18 protein-coding genes and 3 tRNA genes are annotated in these 18227 nt (G+C 59.9%); 3 read left to right on the plus strand and 18 right to left on the minus strand.

Features of this window, described 5'->3' with window-relative positions:
* Position 1 precedes the first annotated feature (1 nt).
* Genes ccmI through ccmA form a run of 9 tightly spaced genes read right to left on the minus strand, consistent with a single transcriptional unit; the run spans position 2 to position 7052 of the window.
* The gene (gene ccmI, locus L861_RS11920; protein ID WP_016416223.1) at positions 2-1246 is read right to left on the minus strand and encodes a c-type cytochrome biogenesis protein CcmI; all 1245 of its coding nucleotides are present in this window, start codon (positions 1244-1246) and stop codon (positions 2-4) included.
* Positions 1243-1713 (minus strand): cytochrome c-type biogenesis protein, encoded by a 471-nt coding sequence (locus L861_RS11925; protein ID WP_016416224.1) that lies wholly within the window; start codon positions 1711-1713, stop codon positions 1243-1245. Before L861_RS11925 ends, ccmI begins: the two co-directional genes overlap by 4 nt.
* Complete coding sequence (locus tag L861_RS11930; RefSeq protein ID WP_016416225.1) at positions 1704-2231, minus strand: DsbE family thiol:disulfide interchange protein; 528 nt, start codon at positions 2229-2231, stop codon at positions 1704-1706. Before L861_RS11930 ends, L861_RS11925 begins: the two co-directional genes overlap by 10 nt.
* Complete coding sequence (locus L861_RS11935) at positions 2228-4225, minus strand: heme lyase CcmF/NrfE family subunit (protein WP_016416226.1); 1998 nt, start codon at positions 4223-4225, stop codon at positions 2228-2230. Before L861_RS11935 ends, L861_RS11930 begins: the two co-directional genes overlap by 4 nt.
* A gap of 12 nt (positions 4226-4237) precedes the next feature.
* Complete coding sequence (ccmE, locus tag L861_RS11940) at positions 4238-4756, minus strand: cytochrome c maturation protein CcmE (RefSeq protein WP_016416227.1); 519 nt, start codon at positions 4754-4756, stop codon at positions 4238-4240.
* Positions 4746-4949 carry a heme exporter protein CcmD gene (ccmD, locus tag L861_RS11945; RefSeq protein ID WP_016416228.1) on the minus strand — a complete coding sequence of 68 codons (204 nt, stop codon included), beginning with the start codon at positions 4947-4949 and terminating at the stop codon, positions 4746-4748. The genes ccmE and ccmD overlap by 11 nt, the downstream gene beginning before the upstream one ends.
* Entirely contained in the window at positions 4949-5689 is a 741-nt protein-coding gene (locus L861_RS11950) for a heme ABC transporter permease (RefSeq protein WP_016416229.1), read from the minus strand. The genes ccmD and L861_RS11950 overlap by 1 nt, the downstream gene beginning before the upstream one ends.
* Positions 5690-5704: 15 nt before the next feature.
* Positions 5705-6421 (minus strand): heme exporter protein CcmB, encoded by a 717-nt coding sequence (gene ccmB, locus L861_RS11955; protein WP_016416230.1) that lies wholly within the window; start codon positions 6419-6421, stop codon positions 5705-5707.
* The gene (ccmA, locus tag L861_RS11960) at positions 6408-7052 is read right to left on the minus strand and encodes a cytochrome c biogenesis heme-transporting ATPase CcmA (protein ID WP_016416231.1); all 645 of its coding nucleotides are present in this window, start codon (positions 7050-7052) and stop codon (positions 6408-6410) included. Before ccmA ends, ccmB begins: the two co-directional genes overlap by 14 nt.
* A 249-nt stretch (positions 7053-7301) precedes the next feature.
* Between ccmA and lexA the strand changes: the two genes are divergently transcribed.
* The gene (gene lexA / locus L861_RS11965) at positions 7302-7772 is read left to right on the plus strand and encodes a transcriptional repressor LexA (RefSeq protein WP_016416232.1); all 471 of its coding nucleotides are present in this window, start codon (positions 7302-7304) and stop codon (positions 7770-7772) included.
* On the plus strand, positions 7772-8386 hold the full coding sequence (locus L861_RS11970) for an IMPACT family protein (protein ID WP_016416233.1): 615 nt from the start codon (positions 7772-7774) through the stop codon (positions 8384-8386). Before lexA ends, L861_RS11970 begins: the two co-directional genes overlap by 1 nt.
* A gap of 63 nt (positions 8387-8449) precedes the next feature.
* On the opposite strand, the gene L861_RS11975 is transcribed toward L861_RS11970, so the two are convergent.
* The 3 genes from L861_RS11975 to L861_RS11985 form a co-directional block, all read right to left on the minus strand.
* Positions 8450-9772 carry a sodium ion-translocating decarboxylase subunit beta gene (locus tag L861_RS11975; RefSeq protein ID WP_016416234.1) on the minus strand — a complete coding sequence of 441 codons (1323 nt, stop codon included), beginning with the start codon at positions 9770-9772 and terminating at the stop codon, positions 8450-8452.
* A gap of 10 nt (positions 9773-9782) precedes the next feature.
* Positions 9783-11612 carry a sodium-extruding oxaloacetate decarboxylase subunit alpha gene (gene oadA, locus L861_RS11980; protein ID WP_016416235.1) on the minus strand — a complete coding sequence of 610 codons (1830 nt, stop codon included), beginning with the start codon at positions 11610-11612 and terminating at the stop codon, positions 9783-9785.
* An 88-nt stretch (positions 11613-11700) separates the two neighbouring features.
* Entirely contained in the window at positions 11701-11958 is a 258-nt protein-coding gene (locus tag L861_RS11985) for an OadG family protein (protein WP_016416236.1), read from the minus strand.
* A gap of 166 nt (positions 11959-12124) precedes the next feature.
* Here L861_RS11985 and L861_RS11990 point away from each other — a divergent pair, with 166 nt between their 5' ends.
* Entirely contained in the window at positions 12125-13102 is a 978-nt protein-coding gene (locus L861_RS11990) for a tRNA dihydrouridine synthase (protein WP_016416237.1), read from the plus strand.
* Positions 13103-13261: 159 nt separating this feature from the next.
* Here L861_RS11990 and L861_RS11995 read toward each other — a convergent pair.
* The 6 genes from L861_RS11995 to alaS all read right to left on the minus strand — a co-directional run bounded on the left by L861_RS11995 (position 13262) and on the right by alaS (position 18196).
* Positions 13262-13338, minus strand: a tRNA-Arg gene (locus tag L861_RS11995).
* Between the two features lie 109 nt (positions 13339-13447).
* Positions 13448-13524, minus strand: a tRNA-Arg gene (locus tag L861_RS12000).
* A gap of 40 nt (positions 13525-13564) precedes the next feature.
* Positions 13565-13657 (minus strand) — tRNA-Ser (locus tag L861_RS12005).
* 192 nt (positions 13658-13849) lie between these two features.
* A complete protein-coding gene (csrA, locus tag L861_RS12010) occupies positions 13850-14047 on the minus strand; it encodes a carbon storage regulator CsrA (protein WP_016416238.1) in 198 nt (65 codons plus the stop codon).
* A gap of 199 nt (positions 14048-14246) precedes the next feature.
* A complete protein-coding gene (locus L861_RS12015) occupies positions 14247-15497 on the minus strand; it encodes an aspartate kinase (protein WP_016416239.1) in 1251 nt (416 codons plus the stop codon).
* Between the two features lie 89 nt (positions 15498-15586).
* Entirely contained in the window at positions 15587-18196 is a 2610-nt protein-coding gene (alaS, locus tag L861_RS12020; RefSeq protein ID WP_016416240.1) for an alanine--tRNA ligase, read from the minus strand.
* Positions 18197-18227: the final 31 nt, after the last annotated feature.

Consider the following 18227-nt stretch of genomic DNA (forward strand, 5'->3'; position numbering starts at 1 on the left):
GTTATTCCACGACCCGATCGATGACGACATCGACGGGCTCGCCATCGATATCACCCACTGCCACTGCATCACGACCACCGAACAGGTCACCCGCTTGAGGCGTAGCCTGACCGCTGGCCGACACCCTGACCATCAGGCGCGCCTCATCGACTTGGGAGATCCGTGCCGCAGGGCTCATGGCATGAGCGTCGCTCAGGGTCACTGTCACCGGCAACTCCGACAGTTTGACCCGGGCCACTGCCAATGGCGGCAATTCACCTTCCATGTCGCGCGCCACCACGAAAACGCTGGCATTGTCGTCAAGTTGATCGCGCAACTTAGGATCTAGGCTGACCCGCACCTGAATGCCAGGGCCTTGAGTTTGCGCCGTCTCGAGTTCGTCGGAGGCGACACCCAGGCGTCGCTGGGCTGCAGCGATTCCTTCGCGCAACGCCTCGGCCGAAGCGGGATCGTCGAAACCAGCGATCGCCTTCCGCCAGTGTTCGATGGCTTGCTCGTAACGGCCTTCGTCGAAGGCGTGGATACCCAGCATCCCGAGCACGATGGGCTGTCGCGGATCCTTGTCGAGCGTTTCGTCGACCAACGCCTGCACCCCATCGGTCATGGTACGGTTGGCCACGAAGAAGCGAGTCTGGGCGAGCTGGGCAAGCAGGGCCGGTTGGCGACCTTCCAGTTCGATCAGCCGTTCCAGTGCCTCGATCGCCTTGGCTCCCTGACCGCTGTCGCGGTAGAGGGGAAACAGCGACGACCATACGTTGGGGTTGTCCGCTTGACGCGCAGCTTCCTGCTCCAGACGCTCGATCATCATCGGCAGGGAGCGCTCGGGATTGCTGCGCACCTCCTGCAGAACGTTATACAGTGACAGATCCCCTTCCGCCCCTCGTTGCTGGTACCACGACACACTGGCGATCACAACGGCGACCGTTACCAACGGTACGGCGAGGCGTCCGGATAGCGGTGCCTTCAGCGGGCGGCGTTGGGTTCCTGCAGTATCCTCGAGCAGGCTGCGTTCCAGATCCAGCCGATCTTCATCGAAGCGCGCCTGGTCGATCTCTCCCCGTTCGAATGCTGCCTCCAGGGACTCGAGACGACGGCGAAAAACCGCCACGTTCTGCTCGGCGGTACGATCATTGGCCTCGACATCTTGCTGCGACGCGTGAACTGCCTGGGCACTTCGCAAAGGTGCGATCAATAACCACAAGGCAGGTAACAAGAGCAGGCCAAAAGCTAGCCAGAGTAACGTCATTCGGGCCTCTTGCGTTTGATCAGAGCATCGAGACGGGCGCGCTCGTCGGGGGATAGTTGGCGGGCCGAGGCGCGACGACGAGTGCGCACGATGAGAACCACCACGATACCTCCGATGACTACCAGCGCACCGGGTAGCCCCCACAATAGCCAGGTACGCCCCTCCAGGCGCGGATTATAGAGGACGTAATCGCCGAAGCGCTTGACCATGTAGTCGCGAATTTCCATATCCGAGCGACCGTCCTGCAACAGCATGTAGACCCTCTCACGCATATCGGCGGCAACGGGAGAGTTGGAGTCACCGATGGCCTGATTCTGGCACTTGGGACAGCGTAGCGACTCGTTCAGGTCACTGTAACGCCGCTCGAGCACCGGATCGGCGAATTCTCGTACCTCGACGGCGCCCTGCACCAGGCCAGCGACCAGCAACAACACCAGGACAACCAGACCTCGTCGGATCACTGCCATTTGCGCACCTCCGGCAGAATCGTCTGCACGACGTCCTCAGGCTTGATATACCCCGTATGGTGATAACGTATGATTCCGTCACGATCGACCAGGAAGGTCTCCGGGGCGCCGTAGACGCCGAGCTCGAAGCCAAGATCTCCTTCAGGGTCGAAGACGTTGACCTCGAAGGGGTTGCCGAACTCTTCGAGAAATTCCTGGCCCTTGGCACGTGTGTCCTTGTAGTCGACACCGATCAGCCTCACGCCACGTTCGGCCAGCGACAATAATTGCGGCATCTCCTGCTTGCAGGTCGGGCACCATTCGCCCCACACGTTGACCAGTGTTACTTCTCCCTTGAGCAGGGATTCGTCGACCAGTACCTCGGAATCTTCCAGAGTGGAGAGCTGAAACTCGGGAAACTCCCGAGCCAGCAGGGCCGAATCACGCTGGAAGGGATCCAGCGACAAGCCCATGTAGAGAAAGCCGGACAACAACAGGAATCCCACCAAGGGCAATAGCAACAACAACCGCCGCTTCATACCGGCACCTCACGCGTCGAGGACGCTGGAAGCGGTACCTGCTGGTGGCGCTTGAGCCGATAGCGGCGATCGATCACCGCCATGACGCCACCGGCAGCCATCAGCAACGCACCAAGCCACAGCCAACGCACGAATGGCTTGTACTGGATGCGCATCGCCCAGGCGCCGTCTCCCAGGTCCTCACCCATGGCCACGTAGAGGTCACGGAACAGACCGGGACGCAGCGCCACCTGGGTCATTGGCATGCCACGCGCGATGTACAGGCGTTTTTCCGGCACCATGGTGAAGGAACGTGAGCTGCCATCACGACTGACCTCGATGAAGGCCATGTCGGACAGGTAGTTGGGGCCACGACGGCTTTGCAGTTCGTTCATGGTGAAGGTGTAGCCCGCCACCTGGACGCTATCGCCAGGTGCCAGACGCACGTTGCGCTCGACATTGTAGTTGGAGACCACCGCCACACCGATGATGGTCACTGCCACCCCCAGGTGGCCAAGCACCATGCCCCAGTAAGCCAGCGACAATTTACGCAGACCATCGCCCAACGAACCAGCCCGACGGATCTTCTCGAACAGGTCGCGCACCATCGGGAGCACGATCCACAACGCAGCCACCAGCCCCAGCGATACCCATAGGTTCCATTCCCCGCCATATGCCAGCGGGACGAACATACCGATGATCAGGGCCGCGAGGCTGGCCAGGCCAAGGCGTCGAAACAGCTCGCGGGCCGACATATGCTTCCAACGCGCGCTGGGACCAAGCCCCATGAACACGCACAGGATTACTGTTAGCGGCACGAATAAGGCATTGAAATACGGTGGCCCCACACTGATCTTGCCCAATCCCAAGGCATCGAGCAGTAACGGGTAGACAGTACCCAGCAATACGGTGACGGTCATGATCACCAGCAAGATGTTATTGACCAGCAACAAGGCATCACGCGATACCCAACTAAAGGCCACGGTATGACTGACTCGAGGGGCACGCAGGGCAAACACCAGCAGCGACAGGCCGACGGTGACACCCAACAGCGCCAGGATGAAGAGGCCACGCGAAGGATCGTTGGCGAAAGCATGTACCGAGGTCAGCACCCCAGAGCGCACCAGGAAGGTGCCTAGCAGTGACAACGAGAAAGTCAGGATCGCCAGCAGCACTGTCCAGCTCTTGAAGGAGCCACGTTTCTCGGTTACCGCCAACGAGTGCAGCAGCGCCGTACCGGCCAGCCAAGGCAGCAGTGAGGCGTTCTCCACCGGGTCCCAGAACCACCAGCCACCCCAGCCGAGTTCGTAGTAGGCCCACCAACTGCCCAACGCGATACCCACGGTAAGGAAGGCCCAGGCGATATTGGTCCACGGGCGCGCCCAACGCGTCCAGGCGGCATCCAGACGCCCCCCCAGCAAGGCGGCGATGGCGAAGGCAAACACCACCGAGAAGCCCACGTACCCCATGTAGAGCATGGGAGGATGGATAATCAGACCGAAATCCTGCAACAACGGATTGAGGTCGGCACCATCTTGCGGTATCACCGGTAACAGCCGTTCGAAAGGATTCGAAGTGACCAGCACGAACAACAGGAAGCCAGAGCTGACCATCCCCATCACACCCAACACTCGAGAAATCATGTCCTCAGGCAGGTTGCGAGAGAAGCGACTAACGGCAAAGGTCCAGCCAGCCAGTATCAGGCTCCACAACAATACCGAGCCTTCATGGTTGCCCCATACCGCACTGAACTTGTAATACCAGGGCAGCATGGAGTTGGAATTGTTGGCGACAGTGGCCACGCTGAAATCATCGAGCATGTAACTCGTGGTGAGACAAAGATAAGCAACCGCCACGAACAGGAACTGTCCAGCCGCCATGGGCCGGGCGAAAGCCATCCACAGGGGACGGCGCGTGGCGGCACCGGCCAGCGGCATCACCGCCTGGAAGAACGCCATCAACAGGGCGATCACCAAGGCGAAATGGCCGATTTCGGGAATCATCTTTGTCAACATGGCAACTCCGGGCTAGTCGGCGCCCTCGTTCTTCGTACCTGAGTACTCATCGGCACTGTCGTATTTGTCGGCGCTGTTGTACTTCTCGGCATAGTCGGATGACGAGTACCCAGCCGCCTCCAGGGCCTCGGCAACTTCGCTAGGCATGTAGTTCTCGTCATGCTTGGCCAGTACTTGATCGGCATGGAGACGACCGTTTTCGCTCAATTGCCCGACGACGACCACGCCCTGCCCTTCGCGAAACAGGTCAGGCAAGATACCGCTGTAGTGGACCTCGACCTCCTCGACGAAGTCGGTGATGACGAATTCCACGTCGAGACTGTCGGGGTTGCGCGAAACACTACCCTCCTTGACCATGCCTCCAGCACGAATCTGGCGCTCGATGGGCGCTTCACCAGCCGCGATCTGGATCGGGCTGAAAAACAGGTTGATATTGGCACGCAGCGCATACAGCGTCAGCCCCACGGCAATCGCTGCCAACGACACCAACCCCAGGATTACGAACAGTCGCTGTTTGCGTTTAGGTGTCATCCACTTCTTCCCTCGACAACTCACTCCTGGCCCGCCGTTCGCGACGCTTGAGATCACGCAGCAGGCTGCGCCGCTCAGCCCTGGCATGAACCAGAGAGCCAAGCATCAGGGCCGCCGTCACGCACCAGGCGGTCCACACATAGGGGGCGTGCCCCCCCATCGCCAAGAATGCTTGCAGGGAGTCGAAGGCCATCACCCGTCCTCCCGAACCAGGTCTCTCACCCAGCGCTTGTTCGATTCTCGGCGCAATATCTCGCTACGCGTGCGCATCAGGGTCAAGGCGATAAAGAAACTGTAAAAACCCAGCACCATCAGCAATAGCGGCCACCACATTTCAACGGGCATAGAGGGACGCGAAGTGATGGTAAAGGATGCCGGCTGATGCAGGGTATACCACCAGTCGACAGAATACTTGATGATCGGGATGTTGATGACCCCGACCATGGCCAATACCGAAGCCGCGCGGGAACCGCTGTCACGGCTGGCGAAAGCGCCACGCAAAGCAATCACACCAAAGTAAAGGAACAGCAGAATCAACATCGACGTCAGGCGTGCGTCCCACATCCACCAGGTTCCCCATGTCGGCACACCCCACACCGACCCGGAAAACAGGGCGATGAAGGTCATCGCTGCTCCCAGTGGGGCCATCACTGCCGCCGCCATGTCAGCGACCTTGATCTTCCACACCATGAATACCAATGCCGCCACTGCCAGGCCAACGAAGATGGACTGCGCCAGGAACGCCGCCGGAACATGCACGTAGATGATACGAAAACTGTTGCCCTGCTGGTAATCCGCCGGGGCAAAGGCCAGGCCCCAGACACTCCCCACCAGGATCAACAGTGCAGCCGCAGCCCAGAACCAAGGCTGCAGGCGCTCACTGATATCGTAAAACCACTTGGGAGATCCAAGTTTATGAATGAAGGCCCACATGACCCATCTTACCTCTTAACCATTGATACTGATGCGCAACGCGGCGGCAATGGCCCAGGGCGCCAGCATCAGAGCCGTCGCCAGCAGCGCTCCTAGAATTGCCAGGTGGGCCATACCGCCATCGCCAAGAATCGCCGCCTGCACCGCCCCGGCACCAAAGATCAGCACCGGGATGTAGAGTGGCAGAACCAGTAGCGACAGCAGTACCCCGCCCCGCGACAACCCCACCGTCAACGCCGCTCCGATGGCACCAATCAAGCTCAGGCTGGCACTGCCCAGCGCCAGCGAGGCTGCCAACATCAGATAGCTGCCCGTCGGAAGTGACAGCATCAGTCCCAGTACCGGCGCCATCAGTGCCAGTGGCAATCCGGTCAGCAGCCAATGCACGGCCACCTTGGCCAACACCATCGCTGGCAAGGGTTGAGGGGCCAGCAGCAATTGCTCCAGGCAACCATCGTCGAAATCGGCGCGAAACAGTGAATCGAGCGACAATAGCGTGGCCAACAAAGCCGCCACCCACAGCAAGCCCGGGGCGATCGTTGCCAACAGGTCGGGATCCGGCGAAATACCCAGCGGAAACAGTGTGATGACCAGCGCAAAGAACACCAGCGGGTTGATGATCTCGCTGCGCCGACGCAGCATCAGAATCAGGTCTCGCCGCACGGTGGCCGCGATGGCCACTCCGAGACCGCCTCTTGGCTCCATTGCCGTCATCGATTCACTGACCTGCATGTACCACTCCCCGGCCCAGTCGAATGCGCCGTAACTCTCCCAGGGAGGTCAGATCATGATGCGTGGTCACCAACACACTGCCTCCGCGCCGCGCATGAGCCAACAATCGTTGCTCGAGCTCGGCGACGCCATCGCGGTCGATGGCCGTGAACGGTTCATCGAGTACCCATAAGGGGCGCTCGATCAATTCCAGCCTGGCCAGTGCGATTCGACGTTGCTGACCTGCCGATAACTGAGCGGCAGGGATATCCTCGAATCCCGTCAGCCCCACGGCCGCGAGTGCCTTCATGCGCGCGGACTCGCTTCCGGACTCACCGGCCAACGCCTGATACCAGGCCAGATTTTCCAGCGGAGACAGGGCGGCCTTGACTCCGGGAGCATGCCCCATATAGAGCAGATTGGCGAGAAAGTCGCTGCGCACTTGACGCATCGGGGAATCACACCAGTAGAGTTCCCCCTGATAGTCGGTCAACTGTCCTGAGAGGATCTTCAGCAGCGTGGTCTTGCCACTGCCATTGGGACCTTCGATGCGTACGATCTCGCCGGCACCGACCACGATGTCCAGGTCGGCGAACAACCAGCGATCATCGCGCTCACACGCCAGATGTCTCGCCTCCAGGCGAAAGGTCACCGCAGTCTCCAAGCCGGGAATCAGCCCGGCACTTTACATGGAATGCCCACGCCTCGCCAGCGCACCGGCTGCGTCAGCCGGTCGCAGTTCAACGTGCCAATTTTTCTATCATGCCATTTTTGTCCCACATCGGCGCCTAACCTTACGTCGACTAAGCTTGCCAGCCGCGTGCGGACTGCTATGATGCGGAAAGTGCTGTAAATATCAACAGGTCTCCACGCGCCTCGACGCCTCAAGGGAGAACAACACATGCCGCACACCACACCGCATTACCTTCACCGCCTGGCCAATTTGCCGCTGACCGATGCCTGGGAAGAGATCGACGCCACCGATCTGGTCGAAGTGCCATTACTGGGGCGCGTCTCCGCCGGGTTGCCGATCGAGGCCTGTCCCGATCAGTCGAGTGTCTATATTCCTTCACGTATGGTACGGCGCAATACCTATGCCTTGCGGGTGTGCGGAGATTCGATGATCGACTGTAATATCCACGACGGTGACGTAATCATCATCGAACGCCAAGAGAGCGCCGAAAATGGCGAAACCGCGGTGGTGATGATCAACAGCCAGGAAGTTACCCTGAAGAAACTGTATATCGAGAAATCCGGCGTGCGTCTGCAACCAGCCAACGAAAGTATGCCCCCCATCTATCTAAAGAACGATGACATCCAGGTGCTGGGCCTGGTGATGGGCGTGATGCGGCAACCCGCCAGCGCTGCCTGATGTCTTATCCGATCCCCGACCTCCCCGCCGGCGAGTGGCAGGAAAGCGAGCTGGAGGTAGAGAGGAGCCGATTCATCACCTGGGTCTGCCATGCACCGGAGACATCCGCCTTCGAAAGGCTACTGGCTGCGGCACGCCAAGCCCACCCCAGCGCCAGTCATCATTGCAGCGCCTTCATCGCCGGCCCGCCTGGTGAGCAGCAGGCCATTGGATTCTCGGATGACGGAGAACCCGGCGGCACGGCGGGTCGCCCCATGTACCAAGTGCTCGAGGGTTCGGGCATGGGGCAGATCGGCTGTGTGGTCATCCGTTATTTTGGTGGCACCAAACTCGGCACCGGGGGCTTGGCCCGCGCCTATTCACAAGCGGTCGCCCAGGCTCTGGAACGCCTGGCGACCCTCGATTTCACTCCACGCGCGCCCTTGCGTTTGAAGCTCGACTTCTCCGGCGAAGCGGAAGCCCGCGCTTGGCTCGAAAGCCAAGACGTGCCTATCGAGCACGTCGACTACGGTGCCGATGGCGTGATCCTCACCGTGGGCTGGCCACAGAACACACCCAAGAATCTGGAGCCACTCGAGGCGCGGCTCAAAGGACGCCTGGAAGCACTCGATTGAGCCAGCCTCATACACGACCACGGCGCCCAATCGGGCGCCGTGGTCATTTCATAGCCAGGTCGCTTACCCCAGATACTTGATCATTACCCCCGCGGCTACCGCCGAGCCGATGACGCCTGCCACATTGGGGCCCATGGCATGCATCAACAGGAAATTGTGGGGGTTGTACTCGAGCCCGATCTTATTGGAAACCCGCGCCGCCATGGGCACCGCCGAGACACCGGCTGAGCCGATCAACGGGTTGATCGGCATTTTGCTCATGGTATTCATCAGCTTGGCCATCAGCACACCACAGGCAGTCCCGATGGCGAAGGCCACGATCCCCAACCCCAGAATCCCTAACGTCTCTACCGCCAGGAAACGGTCGGCAACCAGCTTGGAGCCTACCGAAAGCCCAAGGAAGATGGTGACGATATTGATCAGTGCATTCTGGGCGGTGTCCGAAAGACGCTCCACCACACCGCACTCACGCATCAGGTTGCCGAAGCAGAACATCCCCAGCAGCGGCGCGGCATCCGGCAGGAATAACACCACCAGGATCAGCAATACCAGCGGGAAGCTGATTTTCTCGAGCTTTGGTACCGGGCGCAGCTGCGTCATGACGATCTGGCGTTCCTTGGTCGTGGTCAAGGCACGCATGATCGGCGGCTGGATCAAGGGCACCAGTGCCATATAGGAATACGACGCCACGGCGATCGCCCCCAGCAGTTCCGGTGCCAATATGCTCGACACGTAGATCGAGGTCGGGCCATCGGCACCACCGATGATGCCGATGGCAGCAGCCTGGTTGAGCGAGAAGTCCATGACCCCGATGGCCGAGAGACCAACGGCACCGAGCAGAGTCGCGAAGATACCGAACTGCGCTGCCGCACCCAGGAACAGAGTGCGAGGGTTGGCAAGCAGCGGGCCGAAATCGGTCATCGCGCCGACGCCCATGAAAATCACCAATGGCGCGATGCCAGACGCGATCGCCACGCTGTAGAAGTGATACAGCATGCCGTGGGTGTAGCCGGCATCCATGGCGAGATCGTTGGCATGTCGCAATTGCTCAGGCGAGAGGTCGCCATGCAACGCCTCGCTAATCGCATGGCGCCAAGCCTCCAGTCCCATGCCGGGTTCGGGATTCAGCCCCAATGCCCCACTCAACTGATCGAGAACTCCGGGGCGAGCCAGATGTGCCGCCTGTTCGGCGGCCGACAAGGCCAGCCCAGCCTCGGGAATATTGGCCAGGATACCGCCAAAGCCGATCGGCACCAGCAACAACGGTTCGAATCTTTTGTGAATGGCTAGGTATAGCAGCAGCAAGCCAATGACGAGCATCACCGCTTGGCCGAGGCTCATGTTGTAGAGCCCCGAGCCGTACCAAAGGGTCAACAGCTTTTCCATTACCCCGTCCTTAAAGAACGATCAACGCATCGCCAACCGATACGCTGTCGCCTTCCTTGACCTTGACCTCGGAGACCGTACCGGCACTGGCAGTGCGCACCTCGGTTTCCATCTTCATGGCTTCGAGAATGATCACCACGTCACCCTCGGCGACGGTGTCACCTGGCTTGACGTTGACCTTGAAGATATTGCCAGCCAGTGGTGCGGCAATGGCTTCGCCAGTGGATGCCGGAGCGCTGGCAACTGGAGCTACCGCGGACTGAGCGGCACCCTGCTGTGCCTGGACCTGCTCGATCTGACCACCCTCGGCGACCTCGACCACATACTGCTTGCCATTGACGGTAATGGTATAGGTCTCGGGGCCGGTAGACGGGGCAGCGGGCATCTTGGCACTGGCCTTGGCCGGCAGGTTATTGGTTTGGCCGTTGTTCTCCGGCGCTTGCGGTGCAGGCTCGAAGGCATCGGGATTGTCGCGATTCTTGAGGAACTTGAGACCGATTTGCGGGAACAGGGCATAGGTCAGGACATCGTCGATCTCGCGCTCGCCTTCTTCGAGACGAATGCCTTCCTCGCGAGCCTTGGTCCGCAATTCTTCACGCAGACGGCCCATCTCCGGTTCGAGCAAATCCGCCGGACGGCAGGTGATCGGTTCCTTGCCTTCCAGCACGCGGGCCTGCAGCTCCTTGTTGTACGCGGACGGAGCGGCACCGTATTCACCCCTGAGCAGCGCCTGGACTTCCTTGGAAATCGACTTGTATCGCTCGCCCATCATCACGTTCATCACCGCCTGGGTACCGACGATCTGCGAGGTCGGGGTGACCAGCGGAATGAAGCCCAAGTCTTCGCGCACCTTGGGAATTTCGGCGAGGACGTCGTCGAGCTTGTCGCCAGCCCCCTGCTCCTTGAGCTGGCTTTCCATATTGGTAAGCATGCCACCGGGTACCTGGGCAACCAGGATGCGAGAATCGATACCCTTGAGTGAACCTTCGAAGGCAGCATACTTCTTGCGCACTTCGCGGAAGTAGGCAGCGATCTCTTCGAGCAATTCGAGGTCGAGACCCGTGTCGCGATCGGTCTCCTTGAGGATCGCCACTACCGATTCTGTAGGGCTATGGCCATAGGTCATCGACATCGAGGAAATCGCGGTGTCGACGTTGTCGATGCCAGCCTCGACCGCCTTGATTGCAGTGGCCGTGGACATGCCGGTGGTGGCATGACTCTGCATGTGAATGGGTACCGACAACGCCTTCTTGAGCCGTGAGACCAGTTCAAAGGCGGTATATGGCGTGAGCAGGCCGGCCATGTCCTTGATCATCACCGAATGGGCGCCCATATCCTCGATGCGCTTGGCCAACTCTACCCAACCCTCGATGGTATGTACCGGGCTGACGGTATAGGAGATGGCCCCCTGGGCGTGGCCGCCTTGTTCGAGGACCGCTCTGATCGGATGCTCCAGGTTACGCGGATCATTCATGGCGTCGAAGACGCGGAACACGTCGACCCCGTTGGCACGTGCGCGCTCGACGAACTTGTCGACCACGTCATCGGCGTAGTGGCGGTAACCCAACAGGTTCTGGGCACGCAGCAGCATCTGCTGACGTGTGTTGGGCATCGCCTCTTTCAAGGCGCGAATGCGCGCCCAAGGGTCCTCACCCAAATAACGGATACAGGCATCGAAGGTCGCGCCACCCCAGGATTCCACCGACCAGAAGCCAACACGGTCGAGCTTTTCGGCAATCGGCAGCATGTCGTCAAGACGCATGCGGGTGGCGAATAACGACTGATGCGCGTCACGCAGCACCACATCGGTGATACCCAGCGGGCGTTTGGTCTCACTCATGACCTTATCCTTATGACTCTAGTGAGTAGCTTGAGAGCGTAGCGCGAAAGCAATGACTCGGACGCGTTCGGCGAACCGACCGCCAGAGTCAGCGACGATGGCGCTGGCGGTAACGATGCAAGGCAGCGCTGATTACCACCATCAAGTCGTCGTCATTATTCTGGGCGGGTGCCGGGGCACGCCCGGGTAACGTGTCTTCGTTCTTGGCGGGCACAGGCACCAGGCGCCCGACGAAGGATGACATCAGGCTGGTGGCGATCACCAACAGGGTCAAGAAGACGAAGACGAAGCCCATTCCGAAGACCATCAGATACAGGCCTTCCTGTAGCAGCTCGATATCCAGCATGATTCAAATCCCCTAGCTCTGCTCCGCAGCAGTGTTATCACTGGCCTACGAGCACCTCTTTTGGCTGGTACAATAACCTGCCTGATTTTTTCAATATTGCAATGACACCATGGTTGAGCAGCAGGTTGTTAATTTACTACACAAGGGTCGCATCGGCCTAGCGCCCATGGAGGGCGTAATCGATGCCCATACCCGTGCCCTATTGACCGCCGCTCCCGGGTTCGACTGGACGGTCACCGAATTCGTGCGCGTCGTCGATGCCCGGCTGCCACCGCGCGTCTTCCTCAAGCACTGCCCAGAACTCAACCATGCTCGAGTGGCCACCCCAAGCGGCATTCCGGTGCACTTGCAACTCCTCGGCTCGGACCCAGAGGCGTTGGCTGCCAACGCTCGTCAGGCAATGCAGCTTGGTGCCGTGAGCCTGGACCTCAATTTCGGCTGTCCCGCCAAGCTGGTCAATCGCCACGATGGCGGCGCCTCCCTGCTGCGCGACCCGCTCAGGGTACGCCATGCCGTGGCCGCCGTGCATCGTGCCGTCGACGATTCCATCCCCGTGACCGCCAAGATCCGACTAGGCTTTGCCGATCGCCGCCTGGCCCTCGAATGTGCGCGAGCAGCGGAAGATGGTGGCGCCTCACACCTGGTCGTCCATGGGCGCACTCGCGACGAGGGCTATCGGCCACCTGCTCACTGGGAGTGGATCGGCCGCATCCGACGCCACCTCAGCATCCCGGTCATCGCCAACGGCGACATATGGAGCCTCGAAGACTACTGGAAGGCTCGTACCCTGTCCGGTTGCGAGGACGTGATGCTAGGCCGAGGAGCGCTCGCCGACCCATGGCTGGCATCACGCATTCGCCATTGGCAATGCACCGGTGAGCGCCTTGCCGAGACAAATTGGCAAACCCGCGCCGAGATATTGTGCGCCTATGCTGCATTGCAGCGTAACATACTTCCCGATCGTGTTGTGGTTTCGCTTCTTAAACAATGGTTGAATCACATGCGGACTCGCGATACTGAAGCAGCGCGCCGCTTCCAGGAGCTACGCCGCCTGACCGAGCTAGAGGCATTCCTCACCGGGTTGCGTGCACCGAGCATGGCCCACCTTTTGACAGGCAGCGCTTCACGGCATCAATTCGCTTGAGGAATGGTCAAAAAAAGGCGCCTGTTACGGCGCCTCGAACGATCGCTGAGTCTATCGACCCCACTCCTGTAGAGACAATACTTGTCGACTCGGCTAGCAGAAACAGAACAGCACTGGCTGAAACGCAGAAACCCGCCCTCGGAAGGACGGGTCGAAATCTGGCGCGCCCGGGAGGATTCGAACCTCCGACCACCTGATTCGTAGTCAGGTACTCTATCCAGCTGAGCTACGGGCGCGGATATCGCGACTCATGATGATGCCGCCATTCTTCCTTCACGTAATGGCGCCATATCTCGTGTCACTGACACTGAACGAAGACTCGGTGGGCATTCGTTCATATGAAGATGGCGCGCCCGGGAGGATTCGAACCTCCGACCACCTGATTCGTAGTCAGGTACTCTATCCAGCTGAGCTACGGGCGCGAGTCTTCAGTGCCGACGCTCATCCCCTCGTAGCAGGGAATGGCGGAGAGAGAGGGATTCGAACCCTCGATGGGGCTATAAACCCCATACTCCCTTAGCAGGGGAGCGCCTTCAGCCACTCGGCCATCTCTCCCTCATCAACACGGCGCGTATGTTACCGTTTCGGAAGGTCATTGTCCAACCTCGACGACAACTTTTTACTTCTCCCCACGCCCTTCGCAGCGTTCACCGGCAGGGCAACAAGCCATGTATACGGCAAAAAAGCCGGCGAGGTACGAATACCTTCACCGGCTCCACGCGACTGTTTGGCAAGACCAAGAAAGTCTCACCCTTGGGAGCCACCTTCATCACCTTCGGTCTTTTCACGCTGAATGCGCTGGTAGATCTCTTCACGATGAACGGCAACATCTTTTGGTGCATTGACACCGATTCGGACTTGATTCCCTTTTACTCCCAGCACAGTCACGGTGATGTCATCACCGATCATTAGGGTTTCGCCGACTCGGCGGGTCAGGATGAGCATGGCTGATCTCCTTCTCAGACTTCTAGCAACGGGATGCGCACAGCCAAAAGACAATGCGACAGCGCATTATGCGTCATGCATGCCCTTCGGCCAAATGCACCAGCTCCATGACACCCGACTCTCTTGCAGAAACAAGGTCAAACAGGTATCCAGGCGGCTCCCTTTAAGCGTAGAACCTGTTCGCGCCTTTCGGGTTCCCTTACTCGGCCTCAATGTCGTTCTTGTCAAGGCCGAATGCCTGGTGCAGAGCGCGCACCGCAAGCTCCATGTGCTTTTCATCGATCACTACGGAGATCTTGATCTCCGAGGTCGACACCATTCGGATATTGATATTTTCATCGGCCAAGGCGCGGAACATTTTAGACGCCACCCCCGCATGGGAGCGCATACCCACACCTACCAATGATACTTTGGCAATATTGTCGTCACCACGCAATTCTCCGCCACCCAGGTCGGGAATCACCTGTTCCTGGATGATCTTCATGGTTTGTTTGTAATCACCCTTGGCAACGGTAAACGTGAAGTCGGTATAGTCGCCCACCGGCGCCACGTTCTGCACGATCATGTCGACTTCGATATTGGCATCGGCGATCGGCCCGAGAATGCGCGAAGCCACACCCGGAATATCCGGTGTATTGAGCAGGGTCAACTTGGCCTCGTTGGAGGTGAAGGCGATACCGGAGATCAGCGGTTCTTCCATGGAGTCCTCTTCTTCATCTGTGTCAGCGACGATCAGGGTGCCAGGGCCGTCCTCGAAGCTGGACAGCACGCGAAGCGGCACGTTGTACTTGCCGGCGAATTCCACGGCGCGGATTTGCAGCACCTTGGAGCCGAGACTGGCCAGTTCGAGCATTTCCTCGACAGTGACTGTCTCCAGGCGCCGGGCCTTGGAGCAGACACGCGGGTCAGTGGTATAGACACCATCGACATCGGTGTATATCTGGCATTCGTCGGCCTTGAGTGCCGCTGCCAAGGCCACACCAGTGGTATCCGAGCCACCACGCCCCAGCGTGGTGATATTGCCGTCCTCGTCGACCCCCTGGAAGCCGGCTACCACCACTACCTGGCCATCATCCAGGTCGGCGCGCAGGTCATCGGTTTCGATGCGCTGGATGCGCGCCTTGGTATGTGCGCTGTCGGTCTGGATACCGACCTGGGCACCGGTATAGGAGGTCGCCGGCACGCCAAGTTTGTGAAGCGCCATGGCCAGCAGCGAAATGGTCACCTGCTCACCGGTGGAAACCAACATGTCCATCTCACGCGGCGTTGGTTCATCGTTGATCTGGCTGGCCAGGTCGATCAAACGGTTGGTTTCACCGCTCATCGCCGACACCACTACCACGACTTGATGCCCTTCATCGCGGAAACGCTTGACCTTCTCGGCCACGGCCTTGATGCGCTCCACCGAGCCCACCGAGGTGCCGCCGAATTTCTGTACGTATAGCGCCATAGGATTGCCCTGGTTCAGGTTCGACCCGTAGTCGAACGGGTGAATGGGAAGAAAATGGGCCGGTGCAAGTGTTGCCCGGCCCGGAAAGATCAGGTGAGCTGTGCTTCGACCCAGTTCGGCACACTAGCCAATGCCTGGGGAAGCGCGGCGGTATCGCTGCCACCAGCTTGAGCCATGTCAGCGCGTCCGCCCCCTTTGCCTCCCACCTGGGCGGCTACGTGATTGACCAACTCGCCGGCGCGAATTCGCCCGGTCAGGTCATCGGTCACGCCAGCAATCAGGTTGACCTTGCCGGCATCGCCATCGGCGACACCCAGCACGATCACACCGGAGCCCAGCTTCTGCTTGAGCTGATCGAGTACGCCGCGCAGCTCCTTGCCGGATACGCCTTCGAGCTGTTTGGCCAACAGCTTGACGCCAGCCACTTCACGGGCCTCGCTAAGCATGTCGCTACCGGTAGCACTGGCCAGCTTGGCCTTGAGACGCTCGAGTTCCTTCTCCAGGCTACGGTTGCGCTCGACCAACGACTCGACCCGGCTCTCGACCTGCTCAGGTTTGGCCTTGAGGCGCTCACCGATGCGAGCCAGTCGCGCTTCCTGCTCCTGGAAATAAGCCAGAGCCGATTCGCCGGTGATGGCCTCGATGCGTCGCACTCCAGCAGCGATGCCGGTTTCAGAGACGATATGGAAGCAGCCGATGTCACCGCTGCGCTTGACATGGGTACCACCACACAGCTCGACCGAGAAGTCGTCGGCCCCGATGGTCAGCACACGCACATTATCCGTGTACTTGGCCTCGAACAATGCCGCCGCCCCCTTGTCCTTGGCCTCGTCGAGGCTCATATGCTCGATGCGTGTCTCAGCGTTCTCGAGGATCTGGGCGTTGACGATCGCCTCCACCTCAGCTAGCTGGGCCGGTGTCATGGCCTCGAAATGGCTGAAGTCGAAGCGCAGGCGTTCGGCGCTGACCAGCGAGCCCTTCTGCTGAACATGTTCGCCCAGCACCATCTTCAGCGCCTGATGAAGCAAGTGAGTGGCCGAGTGATTGCGCACGGTGGCGGCACGCAGACTGGCATCGACTTGCGGAGTGACGGTAGCGCCGACCTCGAGCCGTCCTTCGACCATCAGGCCATGATGCAAATGATGGCCACCCTGTTTCTGGGTATCGGTGACCTGGAAGCGCCCACCGTTGACGTGCAGATAGCCGGTATCGCCCACTTGTCCACCGGACTCGCCATAGAACGGCGTACGGTCGAGCACCACCACGCCCTTCCCGCCTTCGTCCAGCGCCGCCAGCGCGTTACCTTCGCCATCGACCACGGCGACCACCTTGGCCGTATCCTCGAGCCGCTCGTAACCGGTGAAGGTGGTCTCGCCTTCAACTTCCAATGCCGCCGTATAGTCGGCCCCGAACTGGCTGGCCGCACGGGCACGCTTGCGCTGTGCTTCCAGTTCACGCTGGAAGCCAATCTCATCGAGTGTCACGCCACGCTCGCGGCAGACATCGGCCGTCAGGTCGAACGGGAAGCCATAGGTATCGTAGAGTTTGAATACCGTCTCACCGGGCAACACATCGCCCTTGAGCTCACCAAGCGCCTCTTCGAGTAGGCCCATGCCATGATCGAGAGTACGCGCGAACTGTTCTTCTTCCTTGGCCAAGACCCTCTCGATCTGATCGCGTGTCCGGCGCAGCTCGGGGTAGGCCTCCCCCATCTCGGCATCCAGCGCCGCCACTAGCTTGTGGAAGAACGGTTCCTTGGCGCCCAGCTTGTGACCGTGGCGGATCGCGCGACGGATGATGCGCCGCAGGACATAGCCGCGCCCTTCGTTGGAGGGCAGCACGCCGTCGGCTATCAGGAAAGCGCAGGAGCGGATATGATCGGCAATCACGCGCAGCGATGGGGTGGTGGTGTCGGCGTGTCCCGTCGCCTCGGCGGCGGCCTTCAACAGGTTCTGGAACAGATCGATCTCGTAGTTGGAATGCACGCCTTGCAGCACGGCGGCGATACGCTCCAGGCCCATGCCGGTATCGATCGACGGCTTGGGCAACGGATTCATGTTGCCCTGGGAGTCGCGGTCGAACTGCATGAATACCAGGTTCCAGATCTCGATGTAGCGATCGCCATCTTCCTCAGGGCTGCCGGGAGGGCCACCCCACACCTCGGGACCATGATCATAGAAGATCTCCGAACTCGGCCCGCAGGGGCCGGTATCGCCCATCTGCCAGAAGTTATCCTCGTCGAGCTTGGAGAAACGCTCGGGATCGACCCCGATCTCATCCTTCCAGATGCGCTCGGCCTCGTCGTCACTGATATGCACAGTCACCCACAGCTTCTCCGCCGGCAGCCCCAAGCGCTCGGTCAATAAGGTCCAGGCAAAACGAATGGCCTCACGCTTGAAGTAGTCGCCGAAGCTGAAGTTGCCCAACATCTCGAAGAAGGTGTGGTGGCGTGCGGTATAGCCGACGTTATCCAAGTCATTGTGCTTGCCGCCGGCACGCACGCAACGCTGGGCCGAAGCAGCACGCACGTAGGGACGCGGGTCACGTCCCAGGAAAACGTCCTTGAACGGCACCATGCCGGCATTGGTGAACAGCAGGGTCGGATCGTTGTCCGGCACCAGCGAGCTGGAGGGCACGATGGTATGCCCCTGCTCCTCGAAGAATTTCAGAAAGGCCTGTCTGATGTCTGCGCTTTTCATAGGTAATCCATAACGATAAGCGTAATGACGC

The organism is Litchfieldella anticariensis FP35 = DSM 16096, from assembly GCF_000409775.1.
Lineage (GTDB): Bacteria > Pseudomonadota > Gammaproteobacteria > Pseudomonadales > Halomonadaceae > Litchfieldella > Litchfieldella anticariensis.